The following is a 20,696-nucleotide window of genomic DNA, read 5'->3' on the forward strand; positions in this document are numbered from 1 at the left end:
AAATCCATGGAACCGCTTTGCAAGGGCGATGAGATGGTAAGACGAATACGGGAGGGGACAACGTATGTTATTTGCAGGAATTGATATCGGAACGACATCGATCAGCGTCGTGCTGATCTCGGCTGCGTCGGGCCGGGTGGTCCGTGTGGCAACTTGCGCGAACGATGCGTCGATTCGGGGAGATCACAGCTGGGAACGGCTGCAGAATCCGGAGCGGATCATGGAGCGCGTCCGCGGGCTGCTTGCGGAATGCCGGGAGGAATGGGCGGACGTTGCTGCGGTCGGAATTTCCTGCCAGATGCACGGCATCCTCTATGTCGACGGAGAGGGCCAAAGCGTCAGTCCGCTTTTCACTTGGCAGGACGGACGCGGCGACGAACCGATGCAAGATCGGGGAGTCTCTTACGCGCGGCATCTTCGGGAATGCACGGGTTATCCGGCGGCCAGCGGGTTTGGACTGGTGACGCACTTTCATCATGTGAAAAACGGGAACGTTCCCAATGATGCGGTTTATTTATGTACGATCGGCGATTATGCGGCGATGCAGTTGACGGGAGCCGCCAAACCGCTGATGGATCCTTCCAACGCGGCCGGAATCGGATTATTTTCGGCGAGCCGGCACTGCTTTGATGAAGAAGCGCTGCGGCGGGCCGGGATGGATGCATCCATCCTGCCGCCGGTTTGCCATGGCACGGAACCGGTCGGAAGAACGCGGGACGGTAAGCCCGTCGCATGCGCGATCGGCGATAACCAGGCGAGCTTTCTTGGTTCGGTATCGCAGCTGGAGCGGACGCTGCTCGTCAACGTCGGGACCGGCTCGCAAATTTCCATTTATACGGATAACGATGTGTCTCCGGAGGAATTAGACCCTTCGGCCGGCCTTGAAATCCGGCCGTTTCCGGGAGGCGGCTCGCTGCTGGTAGGCGCCCCGCTCAGCGGGGGCAAGTCCTACGCCATGCTGCTGGCATTTTTCCAGGAGGCGGGCCGAGCCTTCGGCGCACCTCCGGATGAAGGCGAGATCTACGCGCGGATGAATGAATGGGCCCGGGAGGTGCTTCGGCGCGGGGATGAGCCGCTTCAGGTTCAGACCCAGTTCTACGGAACCCGGCAGGATCCGGGGCTCCGGGGGGCCATCCGCGGCATCGGGCCGGACAATTTCACGCCAGGCCATTTGGTCGCAGGCTTCCTGCAGGGCATGGCCGAGGAGCTGATGCAGTACGTCGGCGCGCTGCCGGCGGGGCTGCGCGGCAGCATCTCGGCCGCGGCGGGTTCGGGAAACGGCATCCGCCGGAATCCTCTCCTCCGCGAAATGCTGGAAGCGGAGCTTGGCCTGACGCTCCAGCTTCCGCCCGGAGAAGAGGAGGCGGCCTATGGAGCGGCCGTGTACGGCGCAGCGGCGGCCGGATATTATCCCGATGTCCGGTCGTCGCTTAGCGAAATGAGGAAAGGGTGAACTTGGGATGGACATGGATACAGTCGATACAAGTACATCGCGTCAGCCGCAGGAATGGGGACGCTTCAAACTGGCGGTCATCCATACGACCCCGGTCACCATCGATCCCTTGCGGGACCTGGCGCAGCAGTGGATGCCCGGCCTCCGCGTCATCAATCTGGTGGATGACTCGATCCTGCCGGAGCTCGCGGAGAACGGCGGGCGGGTGGGAGCCATCGCCGGGCGGTGGCAGCAGTATGCGCACATTGCGAAGCAGCAGGGCGCGGACTGCATCCTGAACGCCTGCTCCTCCATCGGGGAGCTGTGCGCGGCGGTGCAGCCGGAGATCGCGGTGCCGATCGTGCGCATCGACGAAGCAATGGCGGAGCATGCGGTGCGCTCCGCCGGCACCATCGGCGTGGCGGCCACGCTGGCCACGACGCTTGGGCCGACGCAGCGGCTGCTGCTGCAGCAGGCGGAGCGGCTCGGAAGAGATGTCCGGCTGATGCCGGAGGTGATCTCTTCCGCGTATGAACGCCTGCTGGCCGGCGACCGGCAGGGCCATGACGAAGTGCTGGCCGAGGCGCTGGCCCGGATGGCCGAGACGGCGGACATCGTCGTATTGGCCCAGGCATCGATGGCGCGTGCGGTGGAAGGCTTGCCTCCCGAGGAACGGGGCTGCTTTCTGACCAGCCCCGCCTTCGGAATGGAGCGAGTGCGCGAACGGTTGATGGCGGACAGGATGGACTGAACGGACCGAATGGTGAATCACGGTCAATGTAATCCAGAATTACACGAGAGTAGCGAGAGGAGCTATTACCATATGACGACCCAAGCAGGATCTACGGGACGGTCCAACGTCCTGACGCTGAAGCAGGCGCTGGAAGCGGCCGAAGCCGGAAAATACGCGATCGGTTCGTTTTCGCCGCGCTATACGTCGATGATCGCTGCCGTTCTGGCGGCAGGGCAGGAGGCGAATTCTCCGCTGATCGTCCAGATATCGCAGAAGGAGCTGGTCCGGTACGGCATTACGCCGAAGGCATTTGCGGAGGAATTCTACCGCCAGCTGGAGGAGCAGCAGATCACCGTTCCGGTGGTGCTCCACCTGGACCACACGAAGGATATGGCGGTTACCGCCGAGGCGATCGAAGCCGGCTTCACCTCCGTCATGATCGACGCGTCGGAGAAACCGTTCGAAGTCAACGTCCGTGAGTCCAAGGAAGTGGCCGACTATGCCCATGCCAGAGGCGTCTCGGTCGAAGCCGAGCTCGGCATGATCGGCACGACCGATTTCGTCGAGACGGACACGGACGAAGAGCTGTACACCGATCCCGATGAGGCGGCGGAGTTCGTGCGGCTAACCGGCGTAGACGCGCTGGCGGTATCATGCGGCACCGCACACGGCGTTTACGACGTGAAGCAGCCGAAGATCGATTACGCGCGCCTAGCGGCGATCCGGGCGCTGACCCCGGTGCATCTGGTGCTGCACGGCGGTTCGGGCGTTCCGGCGGACATGATGCAGCAGGCGTTCGCCCTGCCCAGGGGCGGCGTCAGCAAAGTGAATATCGCCACCGACCTGGAGCTGTCGCTGCTGGCGGCGCTGGGCCGGGAAGAGCGGATGACGGACGCGGAGTGCCGGGCGCTCGCGCCGGATCAACTGGCTGCCGGCCGCGAAGCCGTAAAACAGACGGTCATGAACAAGATGAAGGATTTTGTGCTTAGCGCCGGGAAGGCCGGACGCTTTTTCCAATAAACCGGACTCATCTTTACACCCAAGTAACCATGGATTGGAGCTGAACCACTATGAAGGACAAAAAGCTGTACATGATCGGCAACGCGCATCTCGACCCGGTGTGGCTGTGGCAGTGGCAGGAGGGCTTTCAGGAAGCGAAGGCGACCTTCCGCTCGGCCCTCGACCGGATGAAGGAATCGGAGGATTTTATTTTTACGTCCAGCTCGGCGGCCATGTACGAATGGATCGAAAACAACGAGCCCGCGATGTTCGAGGAAATCCGCGCACGTGTAAAGGAAGGGCGATGGAACATCGTCGGCGGCTGGTGGATCCAGCCTGACTGCAACATCCCGGGGGGCGAATCCTTCGTCCGCCAGGGTCTGTACGGCCAGCGTTATTTTAAGGAAAAGTTCGGGGTGACCGCCAAGGTCGGTTACAACGTCGACAGCTTCGGCCATAATGCCATGCTGCCGCAAATTTTAAAGAAGAGCGGGATGGACTACTACGTGATGATGCGGCCAATGCCGAACGAGAAAGGCCTGCCGAGCCGTCTCTTCTGGTGGCAGTCCGACGACGGGTCCAAGGTGCTGACGTTCCGCATTATGTTTGAGTACCTGTCCTGGGGCAAAGATCTGGAGAACCATGTGCGCCGCTGCCTCGGCGAGTTCAAGGAACCGCTGAACGACTTGATGCTGTTCTACGGCGTGGGCAACCACGGGGGCGGGCCGACCAAGGAAAATATCGAGAGCATTCGGCGCCTGAACCAGGAGCCTGATCTGCCGAAGCTCGAGTTTGCTACGCCTGACCGGTACTTCAAGGATATGGAGGCGTCCGGGCTCGATTTTCCCGTTGTGCATGACGACCTGCAGCATCACGCCAGCGGCTGTTATGCCGCGCATTCCGGCATCAAGCAGTGGAACCGCCAGGCGGAGAACCGGCTGATCGCGGCGGAGAAGTTCTCCGCGCTCGCCTCATGGATCACGGGCCAGCAGTACCCGGAGGAATTTACGCGTGCCTGGAAAAACGTGCTGTTCAACCAGTTCCATGACATCCTGGCCGGAACGAGCCTGGAGCCTGCGTATGAGGACGCCAGATATTTGTTTGGGGAGGCGATGGCGATTGCCGACCGCTCGCTGAACTATGCAGTGCAGTCGCTGTCCTGGAACATCGGCATCGAGCAGGATGAGACGATGCGGCCGATCGTCGTGTTTAACCCGCATGCCTGGTCCAGCAAAGTGAACGTCGAGCTGGAGATCGGCGGGATCAAGGACAGCAGCGTTCTGGTCGACGATACCGGCAAGCCGGTGCCGTTCCAAACCGTCAAGTCGCAGGCCGCTGCCAGAGGACGGTACCGTCTCAGCTTTATGGCCGAACTGCCGCCGCTTGGATACCGGGTCTACAAGCTGTTCCTGGAATCGGCCTCGCTGAAGCCGGTCGGGGAACCGATCACGGCCAGCGATCTCGTCTTGGAAAACAGCCGCCTGCGGCTGGAGTTTGACAAGGACACGGGCTTTATTAAGAGCCTGCGGGACAAGAAGCTGGATCATGAGGTGCTGCGTGGCGAAGGCGCGAGACCGGTCGTGATCGACGACACCTCGGACACGTGGAGCCATGACGTGCTTCATTTTAACCGGACGGCAGGGCAGCTTAAGGCGGTCAGAGTGCAGCGCATCGAGCATGGGCCGGTCAAATCGGTGATCCGTGTAGTAAGCGAATACGGCCGCTCGCGGCTGGTGCAGGATTTTGCGATGTATCCGGACCGTGACCAAATCGAAGTTCGCGTGACCGTGGACTGGCGGGAAAAATTCAAAATGCTGAAGCTCGTCTTCCCGGTGAACTGCGTTTTCAGCAGGCATACGTACGAAATTCCTTACGGAACGATCGAGCGCGAGCATAACGGCGAGGAAGAGCCGGGTCAGAGCTGGGTTGACTATACCGGGATCGTTCCGGGATCGAACCGTGTCTACGGGCTGAGCCTGATGAATGACGCCAAATACAGCTACAGCATCCACAACAAGGAGCTGGCTTTAACCGTGCTGAGGAGTCCGATTTACGCCCATCACGATCCTTACGAGCCGGAGGCGGACGGCGAATATGCCTTTACCGACCAGGGCATCCAGCAGTTCCACTACTCGCTCCTTCCCCACGAAGAAGGCTGGGAGCAGGCCGGAACCGTGCGCCGCGCAGCGGAGCTGAACTGTAAGCCGGTGGCTATTATTGAGACTTACCATGACGGAAAGCTGCCGCAGACCGATTCGTACCTGTCGGTAGACCGGGACAACGTTATCGTCAGCGCGGTGAAAAAAGCGGAGGATAACGATGATCTCATCCTGCGCGTGTATGAAACGGACAAAAAAGCGACGACGGCGGAAATCCGGCTCCCGAAATGGGAACGCAGCATCCGCGCCGATTTCAATCCGTCGGAAATCAAAACGTTCCGCGTGCCGGCTGACAAAAACCTTCCAGTGACGGAAACCAGCCTCCTGGAGTGGGACCTGTAAGATGAGCCGCCGCGAAGAGACGGCCGCCGAGCTGCGGGCGGCCGGGAAATTCATGATGGACACAGGGCTCGCCTGGGGCAACGCGGGAAACATCAGCGCCAGGCTGGATGATGCCAGCTTTCTGATTTCGGCGACGGGAACGTTCCTGGGGGAACTGGGCGACGGGGATTTCGCCGAATGCGTTCTGGACGGCAGAGAGGTGCCGGCGGCTGCCGGTCCCAAGCCGTCCAAGGAAGTGCCGATGCATCAGGCCGTGTATGACCTGCGGCCTGACGTCGGGGCGGTATTGCATGCGTCGCCTTTCTACAGCACGCTGTTCGCCTGCGCCGATATTCCGCTTCCTTCCGGCTTGTTCGTGGAGACGATGTATTACCTGGAGCGCGTGGAGCGCGTCCGGTATGCCCATCCCGGCTCGCTGGATCTTGGGAAAGCGGTCAGGGAGAAGGCGAAGCAGGCCAACGTGCTGCTGCTGGAGCACCACGGGGTGCTGGTATACGACACCAGCATCAAGGAAGCGCGGATGGCGCTGCAGACGCTCGAAATGGCCTGCCGGATGGTGATTGAATCCGGGAGCGCGGGCATAAGACTTCAAGAACTGCCGGATTCGGTTCGGCAGCACTTTCTGGAGCGGTCCGGCTACCGCCCGCGGAGGAGGTGGGACGGATGATCGGCGTCATTGCCGACGATATTACCGGCGCGAACGACATCGGCATCATGTTCGCCAAGGCGGGCTTGACGATACATGTGTATCCGGCGGATGAGCTCCGGCACGGTCTGCCGGAACCTCTGCCGGACGTGCTCGTGGTGGACACGAACTCGCGGCTCGATACCGGGGATCAGGCTTACGCCAAGGTATATACGGCCACGGTTGCCCTGCGGGCCGCCGGCTGCACGCGGCTGATCAACAAAACGTGCTCGGTCTTCCGCGGCAACATCGGAGCGGAATTCGACGCCATGCTGGATGCGGTGCCCGCTTCGTTCGTGGTCGTCGTGCTCGGTTTCCCGAAGAACGGCCGCGTTACGCTGGGCGGCATCCATTACGTGCACGGCAAGCCGCTCGCCGAGTCCGAATTCCGGCAAGATCCGGTGCATCCGATGCAGGAATCGGAGCTGACGGCGATCCTGCAGGCGCAGACGGAGCGAAAAGTCGCGATGCTGCCGATCGGCGTGGTGGAGCAAGGCGCCGAAGCTCTCCGCAGGGAAATAAACCGGATGCGGAGCCATAGCGCCTACCTGATCCTCGATGTCCGCGATCAGCAGTCACTGCGGATTATCGCTGAGGCGGTAAAGGGTGAGCCGCTGCTGTGCGGCAGTTCCGGACTCTATGAGGAGCTTGCGCCATTGCTGAAGCGTGCAGATGCTGAACGGGAACGATCGGGTGGACCCAGTGCCGGACCTGTTGCGAATGGGGGGCTGAAAACCCTCAAGGCTGACCGGGAAGAAGAAGCAGCGGGTGCCTTGGTTTCAGCCGGGAGCGGGCCGGTTGTCGGGCAAGGTGACCTGCCCTCCGTTGATGGTAAGGAACACCGCGTTCCTCGCAAGGATGGCGATGCCTTGCAGGACAGTTCCGGTTCAGCCGGAAACGGGACCGGGAGCAAAGGGGTGCTTCTCGCGGCAGGCAGCTTAATGCCGCAAACTGCGGCCCAGATCGCTTTCGCCCGGGAAGAAGGCGTCACGATCATTGAGCTCGACTCCTTGCTGCTGCTGGAACCGGCGCACAAAGCGGGACACATCGCCGATGTCGTGCGGCGGGCCCGCGCGGAACTGGCCTCCGGACGCGATGTGTTGATCCATGCATCGAACGATGCCGGCAAGCTTGCGGCGACCCGGAGACGGGCAAGGGAGCTCGGCCTAGAGGGCCCAGTGCTCTCGCGCATCGTCTCGGATGAACTGGCAGGCGCGGTAGCCGAGGTCGCGGAGCGTACCGGGCAGCGCCGGCTCGTCATCGCCGGCGGCGAGACCTCTGCCGCGGTGTGCGGCCGGCTGGGCATCGCGGGGCTGCGGGTACTGGAGGAGATTGAGCCAGGGCTGCCCTCCTGCATGTCGCTGGACGGCAGGGAGCGCCTGCTCGTGCTGAAATCGGGCAGCTTCGGCAGCCCGGAGTTTATCGTCAAAGCCATCGAACATTTGAAGGGAATGAACATCCATGGGGAGAGTGACTGCGATGAGCGCGATCTTTGATCAACTGTTTGCGAAATATCCGGATCTTCAGCCGTGCCGGGACGAAGTTTGGCAGGCGTTTGAGGCGATGGAGGCTTCTTTTCGCCAGGGAGGCAAAATGCTCCTCGCCGGCAACGGCGGCAGCGCCGCCGACTGCGAGCATGTCGTGGGCGAGCTGATGAAGGGCTTTATGCTGAAGCGGACTTTGCCGCCGGCGGAACGCGACAAAATGCTCATTCACGGCGAGGAAGGCGCTTATATCGCCGACCGGCTGCAGGGTGCGCTGCCGGCCATCTCCCTCGTCAGCCAGAGCGGCCTGTCGACCGCGTTCATTAACGACGTTGCCGCCGATATGGCGGTGGCCCAGCAGGTATACGGCTATGGCCGGCCGAAGGATACGCTGGTCGTGTTCAGCACATCCGGCAACTCCGCGAATGTGGTTCGAGCCGTTCAGGTGGCCAAATCCCTCGGGATGACCACGATCGGGCTCACCGGCCGCACCGGCGGACGCCTGAAGGAGCTGTGCGACATTGCCGTCTGCGTTCCTTACGACGGCACGCCGGACATCCAGGAAAGGCATCTGCCGATTTACCATACGCTGTGCATGTTGCTGGAGGAGGCTTTTTTCGCATGAGCATGCTGCTGGGAGGCCTCGATATCGGCGGAACGAAATGCGCGGCCGTGCTCGGAAGGGTGGAGGGCGACCGGATCGAAATCGTGGGCAAGCACAGCTTCCCGACGCCGGGCACGCCGGAGGAAGCGCTGGCGTCGCTGTGCGATGAGCTGGCCGACCTGGCCGCTTCGGCCGGCGGGGGCGAGCCGCTGGCGGCCGTCGGCGTCAGCTGCGGCGGCCCGCTTGACAGCCGGCGGGGACTGATTCTCTCCCCGCCGAATTTGCCCGGCTGGGACGGCATTGACGTCCTCACGCCGCTCCGGGATCGCTTTGGCGTTCCCGCCGCGCTCCAGAACGACGCTAACGCCTGCGCCCTCGCCGAATGGCGGTGGGGGGCCGGGCGCGGGGCGTCCAGTATGATCTTCCTGACCTTCGGGACAGGAATGGGCGCGGGTCTGATCCTGAACGGAGCCTTGTATACCGGCGCAAGTGACATGGCCGGTGAGGTCGGCCATATCCGCCTGGCGGAGGAAGGGCCGGTCGGCTACGGCAAGGCCGGCTCCTTTGAAGGCTTTTGCAGCGGCGGGGGGATCGCCCGCCTGTATTCCGGTTTAAGGGAAGCGGCGGCAGGGACTGCCGCGCATCCATCCGTCGGCGCCGGAGGCCTGGCCTCGAACCCGGAAGAGAGCGGGGGCGCTCCATGGACGGCAAAGGACGTGTTTGAGGCGGCCGCCGCCGGGGACGCGCTGGCGCGCGAAGCGGTGGGCATCATCGGCCGCAAGCTCGGCCGGGGCCTGGCCGTTCTCGTCGATACGCTCAATCCGGAGCGGATCGTGATCGGCAGCATCTATGCGCGCCAGGCGCAGGTGCTCCAGCCGCTCGTGCTGGAGGAACTGCGGCGCGAAGCGCTGCCGGCGGCTCTCTCGGCCTGCCGGATTCTGCCCTCGGAGCTCGGCGAGCATGTCGGGGATGCGGCCAGCTTGTCCGTTGCGCTTCACGCGCTGGGGGAGCATTAACGTTGGAATGACCGATCCGGGAATTTGCAGGAAGACTCGGTAAACTTTTTAAGATGATAGAGGTTAACTTCATTGATTTGATACAGGATTCGCGGCCTGAAGGCATAGAAGTGCAAAGCCCTCAGGCCTTTGTCGCATGGATGGTTGGAAGTTGGCATGTTCGTCATTTTGGGAGCAGCAGGGGGAATCATTGATGAGTATCGAAGGGCAAGGCGCGTTTATTTCCAGGGAAAGTCTTGGGGCGGACAGCGGGGAGAAAGCTCTGCTCTGGCCGTTTGGACTCTCCGTTCGGCTTCAGTCGGTGACCGAAGCGGTTCGGCTGCGGCTGACGGGGTCGGACACAGAGAAAGGTTCAACGGAACGGGGAATTCTTGAGGAGACCCGGTTTCACTACCTGAGCGAAGATGAGTCCATTCAGGCGCGTATTTTTGTGCGCAAGGAAGCAGGCGGTACAGTCCTGGTATCCTTGGAAGCCAGTATCGCCAATGAAAATGATTTCGGCAAGCAGCGCTCGTTCGCAGGGGAGCATGCGATCCTGCTGACGCTGCGGCCGGCCGGGCGGATCGAAGGGCTCATGGCCAACTACCAGCATAAGGACTGGTGGACCCGCCCGCATTTTGGCACCGATATGGCCGGTCTTCCGGAGAAGATGCAGTCGGTGCTGTGGAAGACGGCGGCCGGATACGGGCACCTGCTGCCGGTAACGGGGCCGGTATGGCGGGCGGATGCCGCCGGTTCCGAGGAAGGGATTACGCTTAGATTATCGGCCTATGAGGAAGGGCATACCCGGTGCGAAGCGCTGGCCTTTGCCTTTGCGGCCGGGAGCGACCCGTACGGTCTCGTCAAGAGCAACGTGGCTTCCGCGCTGAAAGCGCTGGACTATCCGGCGCTGCCCAGGGAGCAGAAGCCGTTTCCGGCCATTTTGGAAAAGCTCGGCTGGTGCAGCTGGGACGCTTTTTACCACCAGGTCAGCGAAGAAGGGCTGCTGGCCAAAGCCGCCGAGCTGCAGCAGCTCGGGCTGCCGGTCGGCTGGGTGATGATCGACGACGGCTGGTCCGATATTTCCGGGGGCAAGCTGTCTTCCTTTGAAGCGGATCCCGTTAAATTTTCCGGCGGTTTGAAGCGTGCCGTGCATGCACTGAAGGAGCGCTACGGCATCCGCCACGTCGGGGTATGGCACACCATCGCCGGCTACTGGGGCGGCATTCTGGAGGACAGCCCGATCGCCAGGACGTATGCGGACCATTTGTACCGGGTGCCCCGGGGCAACCTGATCCCTTATCCGGAAGCCGGCAAAGGCTTTGCCTTCTGGCATGCCTGGCACGGATTTTTGCGCCGTCAGGGCATCGATTTCGTCAAGGTGGACAGCCAGAGCGCGGTTCTGAACTACCTGCAGGGACGGATGCCGATCGGCCAGGCTGCCGCGGCTGCGCATGAGGCGCTGGAGGCTTCGGTTGCGCTGCATTTTGACGGGACCATCATCAACTGCATGGGAATGGCCTCCGAAAATGTATGGCACCGGCCGAAGTCGGCCGTTTCGCGCAACAGTGACGATTTTGTCCCGCTGGAGAAGCTCGGCTTTCCGGAGCACGCGCTGCAGAACGGCTACAATTCCTTTTACCACGGGGCTTTTTACTGGGGAGATTGGGATATGTACTGGTCCAAAAACCACGACGACGTGCAAAGTGCGGTGCTGCGCGCGGTGAGCGGAGGCCCGGTCTATATCAGCGACGCCCCGGGGAATACCGATCCGTCGCATATCTGGCCGCTGATTTATGCAGACGGCACCGTTATCCGCTGCGACGAGACGGCGAATCCGACACCGGACTGCCTGCTGCTGAATCCGGCCGAGGAGCATGTGCCGCTGAAGCTGTGGAACCGGACAGGAAACGCAGGCGTTGTGGCTGCTTTCCATATCAGCGGGGACGCCGCGCAGGTCGCGGGTTCGATCGGACCGGCCGATGCGCCGGGGCTCGGCGGCGAGAAATTCGCCGTGTACGATCATTTCGCCGGAAAGGGTTGGCTGATGCGTTCTGACGAGCAGACCCCGATTTGCCTGAAGGAAGGGAAATGCGCCTTATTTGTGGTCGTTCCGGTTGCAGGCAGCGTCACTCCCGTGGGATTGGCCGGCAAATACATTTCCCCGGCGGCGGTTACCGGGTACACCGAGTCCGGCAAGGTGACGAGCGTCCGGCTGCGGGAAGGCGGCAGATTTGTGTTTGCAGCCAAAACAGCGCCATTGAGCGTCACCGCAAACGGGAAGGCGGCCCTTGTTGTCCCGGTGGGCGGGGAGTCCGGCGATTTCTATGAAGCGCTCTGCGGCGAGCCGGGACAATCCGTACAGATCGAAATCGTCTCGGCGTAAAAGCAGCATGAAGGGTTCGAATAGGGGGTCGGAACGGCTTGGGAACCCTACGGCTATGCCGCCGCATATCCCGTTTGCACGCTCTATGCTTCTTTCTTTAATGAAAAAAAAGCAAAAGCAGCCGTTCAACGGAGGATGAACGAGCTGCTTTTGCTTTTTTCGCGGCGATATTAAGTTCTGGTTTGAACGGCTAAACCGCTGAACGATATCGGCCCTACAACATCGACTCTTGTATTTGCCGTTCTATTTTCGGCGGTAACCGTGTACACATGGGAACCCGATCTTACATTTCGATCTTCCGCTTGAAACGTCACAACATAGTTTTGTTCAGAGCCGGCTGATTCAATGCCTTGCTGCGTATTGAAAATCTCTCTTCCATCGCGGAAGACTCTAAACAGAATTTGTGCAATACCTGTGACACCCCGAACGCCTACGGACGCTACTAAATCTACCCTATTAGGTTGAGCGTTCGCCGGAATCCGTAAAGTGATCGAAGCAAGGCGAGATCTTGCCGGTGAACGCCGAATCGTAAAAGCGTTTGTCAGACTGAATCTGCGGCGCGGCTGTGAGGTGGCTTTATCGAGAATACGTGCCAATCATATCAACTCCTTTGGTTTGATAGTTCCAAGATATGTTGAACAATGAGAGAATGATTGGACGATAGATATGGCTGATCTAAGTTGATGCAAATATATTGGTAGGTTCCTTGTTTCTTTATCTTCCGGATTTGTGGATCACCTGTCGCTGGATTAGCTGATTGCCGTATAGGTACAAATACATATAAATAGAAGAAGCTGCGGTACGCCGCGGCGTTTACATATTTTTTTAGAATCATATCAACAGTTAGACCTATTTTGAGAACGGCTATCGGACAATCGGATTCTAAATTTTATAGACAGAAAGAATCATTTTTCCGGGAAATTTGCTGAAATGGATGTACGCAGTGTGCGGTCTATTATACGATCAAACGGAGCTTTTGGCTGATTCACATGAATAAGGTCGAATGAAATGAAAACGGAGGGATATGCAATGAAAATATCGAAGTCGATGATCGTAAAGATTTTACTCGGGGGCGTCTGCTTGGTAGGTATCGGATGCACCGACCGAACATTGAGTTCGGCTGATAGCGTGTTGGATCAAGCGGAACAGACCGGCAGCGAAATCCGCGTTCCGCATAACGAGCGGCTGCTATTGTCCACCGACAAGAAGTGGATCAATGAGGAAGGGCATCAGTCCGACCTGATCCGATTGCAATGGACGGCCGACCGTGCCAAACCCGCGATTGCATGGGCCGACGAAAAAGGTAAGGACAAGACCGCAATCATCTCCCACGACAAAGCGAATAATCCCGAGCAGCATGACCATAAACACCTCTCGTTTGAGACGACGATGTCGCCAGACGGTCAATATGCGGACCAACTGTTCACGCGGCTGGAAATTCCCTATGACATGGACGTCAGCGAAATCCGGACCCAATCATCCAATTTCAATGTGATGAACGGCATCCTGCGGGTTGCAGGGGAAACCGGGTCGAACCGGGACCTCCAGTTCAGCGTAGCCGGCGAAGACAACAAAACGACGCCGCGATGGGCCGTTCGGGCGGACAGCACGAAAGAGAAGGGCGGCAACACCGGGGCAAACCTGGAATTCGTCCGCTATGGCGACGACGGCGAAGTGGTTGATTCCCCGCTTACCGTGCAGCGGAGCGACGGCAATGTCGGAATCGGCACAAGCGAACCGGACACCAAGCTCGATGTGAACGGAGACAAGCTTCGCATCCGCGAGAAGCATACGCCGAAGTCATCCAGTGAGCCTTGCAGTCAGGGACAAATGGCCTGGGACGACCAGTATGTGTATGTTTGCGTTGCCCAAGACAGTTGGAAACGGACGGAGCTGTCGTCCTGGTAAGGACTGCCCGGCGAATGGCGGCACTACGTGGAAGCCGTTGCTGCAGGGGGAGATCCGGTCCATGGGATTTGCGTTCCCGGATGGGCGGGTTTTCATCTCCAAACCTCACGTGCTACGATTGGAGTACGAAAAAGTTTATCGACGTACATGCATCAAAGACAGACCGCGTTTAGCGGAAATATAGATGGGGAGATCAGGTTGCTGCGGCATTGTTGTTCAGCTCTCTGATCTCCTATGCATAAGGCTCCCGTAGAGGAGCCCTTTTTGGAGAGGAGGAGCCCGGGATGCTGCTTTCTTTGGATATCGGCACGACTCATATCAAAGCAGGGGTGTTCGGGAACGACGGCTCGGAATTGGCCGTCGTCTCGGCAGCGAACCCGAAGGCACAAGGCCCCGCCGGTACCGCCGTTTATGACCCGGATGTGCTGTGGGAGACCGCGTCCAGTTTGATGCAGCAGGCGGCTGAGCGACTCGGAGAACGGGGCGATGCGATCGATGCCGTCGGGATTACGAGCATGGCGGAGAGCGGCCTGCTGCTGCATCCGGCGGACGGGAAGGCACGCACCCCGATCCTGCCTTGGTTCGAAACCTGCTCGGCGCCGCAGGCCGAGCGAATCAGGCAGGAGGTGGATGAACGGGAGCTGTTCCGCATGACCGGACTGCGGCCGTCGTTCAAACACGGCCTGCCGAAGCTGCTGTGGCTGCAGGAAGCTTGCCCGGACGCCTTCGGCGGCAGCGTGTGGCTGTCCGCCGCGTCATACATCGCTTACCGGCTTACCGGTAAGATTGCCGAGGATGAAACGCTGGCGGCGAGAACCTACGCTTACCGGATCGACACCCGCGCCTGGAATGAGCCGCTGATCCGCAGCTTCGGGCTGGATCCGAAGCTGTTCCCGCCCATTCAACCGGCGGGGACGCCGGTCGGAACGGTGCTGCCGTCCATGGACGGCCTTGGCCTCGGCGAAGCGCCGGTCATTCTGGCCGGGCATGACCATGTGTGCGCTTCGCTGGCCTGCCCGGAGGGGCCTGACAGTACATACAATTCGATGGGGACCGCCGAAACGCTGGTCGGGACGTTCCCCCTGCGCCCTCTAGGGGATGCCGACGATGAATCGGGCTTGTCATTCGGCATTCATCCGGTGCCGGGCCGCATGTACTGGATGGGAGGGCATTCCTCGTCCGGCGGTTCGGTGGAATGGGCCCGAGAGGCACTGTCGGATGCGGGCTTGTCCTACCCGGACATGATGCGGCTGCTGGATGAGGCGGGCGAGCAGCCTACCGGCATTCTGTATTATCCGTATTTAACCGGAAGCGGCGCCCCGTTTCCTGAGCCCGGGGCCCGGGCCGCTTTCATCGGCTTGGATGCCAAGCACAAGAAGGGGGACCTGATCCGGGCGGTGCTGGAAGGAAACGCCTATCAGCTGGAGCTGCTGCGGGAGCGCGCCGAACGGGTCGGCGGCAGCCCGATCCGGCGGATGCATGTGGTCGGGGGCGGCGCCCGGAACAGCCACTGGCTGCAGATCAAGGCCGATGTATCGGGCGTCCGCCTGACCATGACCGGCGCAGCCGAGGCCTCGCTGCTCGGGGCTGCTCTGGCCGCCGCTGTCGGGGCCGGCCTGTATCCGTCCTTCCGCGAAGCGGCTGCTGCCGTAACGTATCCCGAAGCGAAGGTGTACGAGCCTGATCCGGAGCGCCATCTGGCGTACCGGAAGCTGTATGAGCGCGGCTTCCTCGGTTTGCTCCAGCCTCTGCTGTCCTATTATAAAAGCAGCTCCTGACCGTAGTCAGGAGCTGCTTTTTTTAGATTGGACACTTATTCTTTTGTAAATTCAATCGTGCTGCGCACAGTGTCAATCGGACGTACCAGCTTCTCGATTTGCTCGCGCTTCGGCTCCAGGAATGGAGGCAGAGACAGCTTTTCGCCCAGCGTTTCGTAAGGCTCGTCGCCCATAAAGCCGGGTCCGTCGGTAGCCAGCTCGAACAAAATTTGCGGTGCCACCCGGGCATACAGCGACTCGAAGAAGTGACGGTTGACGTAACCAGACGTCGAAAATCCGAATTCGTCCAGTCGGGTGATCCATTGTTCCAGCACGGCGCGGTCTTCCACGCGGAATGCCGCGTGATGCACGGTGCCGAAGCCCTGACGGGCAGGTGGCAGCACTGCATTATATTCCACGACGATCTGTGCCCCGTTGCCGCCTTCGCCGACTTCAAAGAGGTGGTAGGAGCCTTCCTGGCCGATTTCTTTGAACTCGAATACTTTCTCCAGCATCTCTTTGAAGTAATCGAAGTTGGCGATTCTCACAAAGACCGGGCCCAGACCTGTGATGGCATACTCCAGCGGGATCGGCCCTTTTTCCCACGGAGTTCCCGAAGGAATGCCCTCGTTGTGCTCGTCGGAAATGAGCTGGTACTGCTGGTCGTCGAAGTCGACGAAGGAGAGTGTCTTTTTACCGAACATTTCTTTAATGCCGAAATGCTGCACGTTCAGGCGGTCAAAGCGTTTCACCCAATAGTCCAGTGCCGCATCGCTCGGAACCCGAAACGACGTTTTGGCAATTTCGTTGGTGCCGTGAACGCCTTTCGGAATGCCCGGAAAGTCAAAGAACGTCATGTCGGTTCCCGCGCTTCCTTTGTCATCGGCAAAGAACAGGTGGTAAGTCTGAATGTCGTCTTGGTTTACCGTTTTTTTGACCAGGCGCATGCCCAGCACATAAGTGAAAAACTGATAGTTTTTTTCCGCGCTGCTCGTAATTGCAGTTACGTGGTGAATTCCTTTTAATCCGTTCATGTTACAATTCCTCCTCATGAATTAAGCTTCCCTCAAATTTGTTATTCCATGAATGAAATGACTTATGCCAATTACTTGTTATAAAGAATCTTTAATTTAAGATAAATATAGCACGTTGTTTTCGATGTGTCAAACGTTTGGGGATGCATCGGTAAAAATATATAGATCTATCGGCAAATATCGAGTTAAACATGGGGCTTCGAGTCATTCATACACCCAAAGCCATAAGAAAAACGTCTATCGACGTACCTTCAAAGAAGACAGACCGCGTGTAGCTGAAGTTTTTCTTGCGATTATAGAATGGTTCAGCTTCGCTGAAATTTATAAATTCTATAATCTTAATAAAAACCCGGTATCGAGGACACCGGGTTTCGCATGCATAGATTCCTTTTGTTCATTCATGAGGCGACATCAAAGAGGATGTACGGAAGAAGGACAAGCTATAGGGTTCGTGTTGGGATTTACGATTGATGAGCTATGTTGACGAAGGCAAAGAATGTTGACCTGTAATTTAAGCTAGAATAGCCGGCTTGAACACTTCCTCACACCAAGTGCGGAAGCTTGTGTCAGAGGGCCGTGCCTTTTGGAAATCGTCGTCGTAGATGCCTTCATTTTGGGCAATGACCATATCCATGTAATCCTTGACCCATGCCTCCGTTCCAAACTGAGATAGGGTAGCTTTATACTCGGCAATCGAAACCTGCTGAAAACGAATTGGACGCTCGAGCACTTCAGACAAGACATGCGCCATTTCATTGGGCGATAAAGAATCGGGGCTGACTACAGGGACACTGTCTTGACCGCTCCAGGATTCATCGAGCAAGAGTGCAGCTGCTGTGGAGGCGATATCCCGGGTAGCGCAGAGCGGGAGCTCCTGATCTCCAGTCATAGGCATATAGAACGTCCCGTGGCTCTTGATGGATCCCAGATCATGAAACATATTTTCCATGAAATACGGCATACGCAGTGAACGATAGCTTACACCTGTGCTTTCGATGAGAGCATCCATCTCAAACGCAGCGGATAATATCCCGGCATTTCTGCCGAACCCGCGCCCCATGCTGGACACGCCTACAACTCTTTTCACTCCAAGGCTCTCGATTGCTTGGCAAGCCGGTCTGGTGAAATTCAAATAGTATTCCGTGGAATTCCCGGATTGAGGGTTCGGAGGCACCAGCCAAAGAACGCTCTCTGCACCTGTGAATGCTTTCGTGACGACATCGATGTCATCGTGTGATCCCTGAAAGACTTCGACGCGTTCGCGCACTCGCTGCGGTAGCCGGGACGGATCCCGGACAATGATACGGATAGCCTTCCCGCTATCAATGATGCGTTCAAGAACCTGACGGCCGATTTGGCCGGTGGGGGCAGTAATGACAATCATGAACAATTCATCCTTTCATAGGTTATGGCTGTCCCAACTCATTGGAGAGGACAACTAACTAACAGTGTTGTCTAAGCGTCATTTTCGGTTAAACTATACTGTATAAATCATATTAGGTTGATACAGCTATGCAGGCAATCAGCACGAAGCCGTTTTCGTTGTGTAGGCAACAACTGCTCGCTTTTGTTGTTTATTAGGTTACAAGTACAAGGAGTGATAGCATGCCAGTAAACCCAAACGATCCCCGCGTCAAGCGCACGCGTCAGTTATTACTGCAATCCTTTATGGAGCTGATCGAGCAAAAGAAAAATATTTACTCCATTTCCGTTCAAGACATTACCGACCGCGCGACGGTTAATCGGGCCACATTTTATGCGCACTTCGAAGATAAGTATGCATTCCTGGAGTGTTGGATGAGGCAAAAATTCCAAAGGAAATTGGCAAGGGAATTACCTAATAATTCAATATCGAATATGAGCAGCTTGCGTTCTTTGATTCAAATCGTTTTTGATTTTCTTGCCCTTACCCGGCAATATATGATTCGTACTCCAGAGAACAGTCCGTATGAACCGCTGTTTGAAAGCGCCATTCATAAAGAACTCTATCAACTCCTGTTCACATGGTTGAGCGAAGAAGCGAAGACGCCGGAGGCAAAAAAAGCTGTGGAACCCACGGCTCTCCTTATAAGTTGGGGCATATTGGGGACAGCCATTCAGTGGAGCAGAGATCCTCAACATCGATCGGGGGAAGAGATGGTTCAGGAGATGCTGGTGGTCGTGGCGGCGGGATTGGCTCCCGTTTTGGAAGAACCTCAAAAGGACGCTCGTTAACGAGGGCGTGATTATGATGATAAAAGACAGCAGCCGACCATAAAGATCAGCTGCTGTTTTTGCGCTAAGGAGGCTATGAAGATGAAAAAACGGATTCTAGCCATGCTGACGCTCGGCTTTATGGTTGGCTGTACCACAAAGCATAATATTTTTACAGCAATACCAGTCAAGACGTGTATGATCCGAATCATATCAAAGTGTTAAGTGTTGAGAAGGTTCCATAAACAGTCATTTCGAAGCGATGATCATAAACCGGTCGGCATTCGTTTGGATTCCCTTCGGCGTCTGATGTTCGGCAATAAATCGGTGGAGCGTTTGAAAATCCGACTCCGTTTGTCCAAATCCGGGGATGATGGGGGTGTGCTTCAGCAAAAATATCAAGTCTTCGGCCGACGCGTAATACTCCACTGCATCGTATTGCCGGCACTCGATCTTGCGGAATCCGGCTTCCTTCAGCTCGGCGGCATACCGGTCCATCAGCGTTCCCCGCTTGGCATTCCCAAATTGACCTCTGCCGAAAGCTTGCGACAGATTGCGTTTATCGCTTTCGCCAACCTGCTGGGTCAGGAACACCCCGTCATCGGTCAGCACCCTGGCGACTTCAGCCGCACTGAATTCTGAATGTCTGCAGGTAATCATCTGAAAGAATTGTTCAGGAAAGTCGAGCTTAGACGCCTCCATCGGCAAAAAGCGGACGTTGAAACCGCCGGATTGATCCCGATTCCGGTTGGCGGTTTGGATCATGGCTTCCGAATGGTCGATTCCGATCAGAAGCAGGGCCGCATCCGTCATGCGCAGCAAAGCTTCGCCGCCTCCGGTGCCGATATCCAGCAAAATGTCTCCGGCCTTGCAGCGTGAGGAGACCTCGCTCCAAAAATTCCACCGGGCATCCTCAACGATTACGTTCAATCGGCTGAAATCCCAACCGTTCATGCGGCCGACCTCGGCGTAAAATGTTTTATAATCAAAAGAATCCATAGATCATTCCACCTTTCAAAGCGTAAGAGAATAGAGGTCCATGCAGACGTTGTCGGTTCGTTTCCAAATGGATCAAAGGACAGACGTGTCCCTTGATAGCTGGTACGCGTTTTGACCCAGCCCGGAAGTTAAATACCTCGAACGAAATGCAGTACCACGGTCCGCTTCACCCCTTTGAAAGAATAGTTACATTATAAAAGGCCTAAATCCCGGAATTCAAGGGTAATTTGTCATATTTTGGATTGTGCTGATTTCCTGTTTTTGCTATTCTTCTTGTAGTAGAATGATAGAATGAATGGATCGAGGTTGAGTGCATGAATCGTAAAATGATCTTGACGACCGCCGCATCACTGCTCGTCGGTGTCGTCGCAGGAACCGGTATTATGATGAACGACCAAGCCTACACGTCCGTGAAGCAGGCCGTAGGGGGCAGCGCCACGAACAACTCCTTGGTGAATGTGGGGAACATTGATCTGGCCGGTATGGATATCGAATCCGCCCTTCAGGCGGTGCAGCAGCAGCGTGCTCAAGTGCTGGAGGATCAATTAAGGGATCAATTGACAAACGTTCAGAAAAGGAATGAAGAGATTGCCCAGCTGAACAACATTTTGAGCGAGCTCAGAACCCTCCGCGGACAAAGCGCTGACGGAAATTACAAGGTGGCGGACGGGACGTTATCGACGCTTGCGGGCAAGGGGTTGGCCGACGCATCGAAGACCGATTATTCCGCAGACGATGTGGATCAGCTGATCGAGAAGGTCAAGAGCCATATCGACAATTTGAGCAGTTCCCAGCAGATGGACATGATTCGTCTTCAGGAGCTTAGCAACAAGCGGAATGAAGCGATGGACGTCATGAGCGATTACATCAAGAAGATGGAAGACGCAAGAAGCAGTATTTTAGGCAATATGAGATGATCCCTTCTATTTGAGGAAGGACAATCAATAACTCAGGAGAGGAATCTGCCGCAGGGCGGGTTCTTTTCG

The 20,696-nt window shown here is 57.7% G+C and carries 17 protein-coding genes; 13 read left to right on the plus strand and 4 right to left on the minus strand.

Translation table 11 applies throughout. The annotated features are described in order from the left end of the window. Positions 1 to 64: 64 nt before the first annotated feature. From CJP46_RS19310 to CJP46_RS19350, 9 genes are all read left to right on the plus strand, one after another. Entirely contained in the window at positions 65 to 1,453 is a 1,389-nt protein-coding gene (locus tag CJP46_RS19310) for a sedoheptulokinase (RefSeq protein ID WP_094597255.1), read from the plus strand. Between the two features lie 7 nt (positions 1,454 to 1,460). Further along, entirely contained in the window at positions 1,461 to 2,183 is a 723-nt protein-coding gene (locus CJP46_RS19315; protein ID WP_094597256.1) for an aspartate/glutamate racemase family protein, read from the plus strand. Positions 2,184 to 2,255: 72 nt separating this feature from the next. Continuing rightward, positions 2,256 to 3,185, plus strand: coding sequence for a class II fructose-bisphosphate aldolase (locus tag CJP46_RS19320; RefSeq protein ID WP_094597257.1), 930 nt, complete (start codon positions 2,256 to 2,258; stop codon positions 3,183 to 3,185). A gap of 50 nt (positions 3,186 to 3,235) precedes the next feature. Continuing rightward, on the plus strand, positions 3,236 to 5,665 hold the full coding sequence (locus CJP46_RS19325) for an alpha-mannosidase (RefSeq protein WP_094597258.1): 2,430 nt from the start codon (positions 3,236 to 3,238) through the stop codon (positions 5,663 to 5,665). A gap of 1 nt (position 5,666) precedes the next feature. Further along, on the plus strand, positions 5,667 to 6,332 hold the full coding sequence (locus CJP46_RS19330) for a class II aldolase/adducin family protein (RefSeq protein WP_094597259.1): 666 nt from the start codon (positions 5,667 to 5,669) through the stop codon (positions 6,330 to 6,332). Further along, positions 6,329 to 7,846, plus strand: coding sequence for a four-carbon acid sugar kinase family protein (locus tag CJP46_RS19335; RefSeq protein ID WP_094597260.1), 1,518 nt, complete (start codon positions 6,329 to 6,331; stop codon positions 7,844 to 7,846). Before CJP46_RS19330 ends, CJP46_RS19335 begins: the two co-directional genes overlap by 4 nt. Then, the gene (locus tag CJP46_RS19340) at positions 7,830 to 8,459 is read left to right on the plus strand and encodes a D-sedoheptulose-7-phosphate isomerase (RefSeq protein ID WP_094597261.1); all 630 of its coding nucleotides are present in this window, start codon (positions 7,830 to 7,832) and stop codon (positions 8,457 to 8,459) included. The genes CJP46_RS19335 and CJP46_RS19340 overlap by 17 nt, the downstream gene beginning before the upstream one ends. After that, positions 8,426 to 9,454: an ROK family protein gene (locus CJP46_RS19345; protein WP_256992422.1), complete on the plus strand. Its 1,029-nt coding sequence runs from the start codon at positions 8,426 to 8,428 to the stop codon at positions 9,452 to 9,454. Before CJP46_RS19340 ends, CJP46_RS19345 begins: the two co-directional genes overlap by 34 nt. A gap of 193 nt (positions 9,455 to 9,647) precedes the next feature. Further along, on the plus strand, positions 9,648 to 11,819 hold the full coding sequence (locus CJP46_RS19350; protein ID WP_179281237.1) for a Sip1-related alpha-galactosidase: 2,172 nt from the start codon (positions 9,648 to 9,650) through the stop codon (positions 11,817 to 11,819). A 170-nt stretch (positions 11,820 to 11,989) separates the two neighbouring features. Here CJP46_RS19350 and CJP46_RS19355 read toward each other — a convergent pair whose 3' ends face one another. Beyond that, the gene (locus CJP46_RS19355; RefSeq protein ID WP_094597264.1) at positions 11,990 to 12,415 is read right to left on the minus strand and encodes an exosporium protein C; all 426 of its coding nucleotides are present in this window, start codon (positions 12,413 to 12,415) and stop codon (positions 11,990 to 11,992) included. A 433-nt stretch (positions 12,416 to 12,848) separates the two neighbouring features. On the opposite strand from CJP46_RS19355, the gene CJP46_RS19360 reads away from it, so the two are divergent. Then, on the plus strand, positions 12,849 to 13,727 hold the full coding sequence (locus CJP46_RS19360) for a hypothetical protein (RefSeq protein WP_094597265.1): 879 nt from the start codon (positions 12,849 to 12,851) through the stop codon (positions 13,725 to 13,727). Positions 13,728 to 14,011: 284 nt separating this feature from the next. Then, positions 14,012 to 15,505 carry an FGGY-family carbohydrate kinase gene (locus CJP46_RS19365; protein WP_094597266.1) on the plus strand — a complete coding sequence of 498 codons (1,494 nt, stop codon included), beginning with the start codon at positions 14,012 to 14,014 and terminating at the stop codon, positions 15,503 to 15,505. 35 nt (positions 15,506 to 15,540) lie between these two features. Here CJP46_RS19365 and CJP46_RS19370 read toward each other — a convergent pair whose 3' ends face one another. Both CJP46_RS19370 and CJP46_RS19375 read right to left on the minus strand, forming a co-directional pair. Beyond that, entirely contained in the window at positions 15,541 to 16,518 is a 978-nt protein-coding gene (locus tag CJP46_RS19370) for a ring-cleaving dioxygenase (RefSeq protein WP_094597267.1), read from the minus strand. Between the two features lie 511 nt (positions 16,519 to 17,029). Beyond that, on the minus strand, positions 17,030 to 17,902 hold the full coding sequence (locus CJP46_RS19375) for an NmrA family NAD(P)-binding protein (RefSeq protein ID WP_094597268.1): 873 nt from the start codon (positions 17,900 to 17,902) through the stop codon (positions 17,030 to 17,032). Between the two features lie 221 nt (positions 17,903 to 18,123). Between CJP46_RS19375 and CJP46_RS19380 the strand changes: the two genes are divergently transcribed. After that, positions 18,124 to 18,732 (plus strand): TetR/AcrR family transcriptional regulator, encoded by a 609-nt coding sequence (locus tag CJP46_RS19380; RefSeq protein WP_094597269.1) that lies wholly within the window; start codon positions 18,124 to 18,126, stop codon positions 18,730 to 18,732. A gap of 228 nt (positions 18,733 to 18,960) precedes the next feature. Here the strand turns inward: CJP46_RS19380 and CJP46_RS19385 are convergent, their stop codons facing one another. Beyond that, positions 18,961 to 19,710, minus strand: coding sequence for a class I SAM-dependent methyltransferase (locus tag CJP46_RS19385; RefSeq protein ID WP_094597270.1), 750 nt, complete (start codon positions 19,708 to 19,710; stop codon positions 18,961 to 18,963). Between the two features lie 314 nt (positions 19,711 to 20,024). On the opposite strand from CJP46_RS19385, the gene CJP46_RS19390 reads away from it, so the two are divergent. Further along, a complete protein-coding gene (locus CJP46_RS19390; protein WP_094597271.1) occupies positions 20,025 to 20,627 on the plus strand; it encodes a hypothetical protein in 603 nt (200 codons plus the stop codon). The last annotated feature ends 69 nt before the right edge of the window (positions 20,628 to 20,696 follow it).

This window comes from Paenibacillus sp. XY044 (assembly GCF_002257645.1).
GTDB lineage: Bacteria > Bacillota > Bacilli > Paenibacillales > Paenibacillaceae > Paenibacillus_AQ.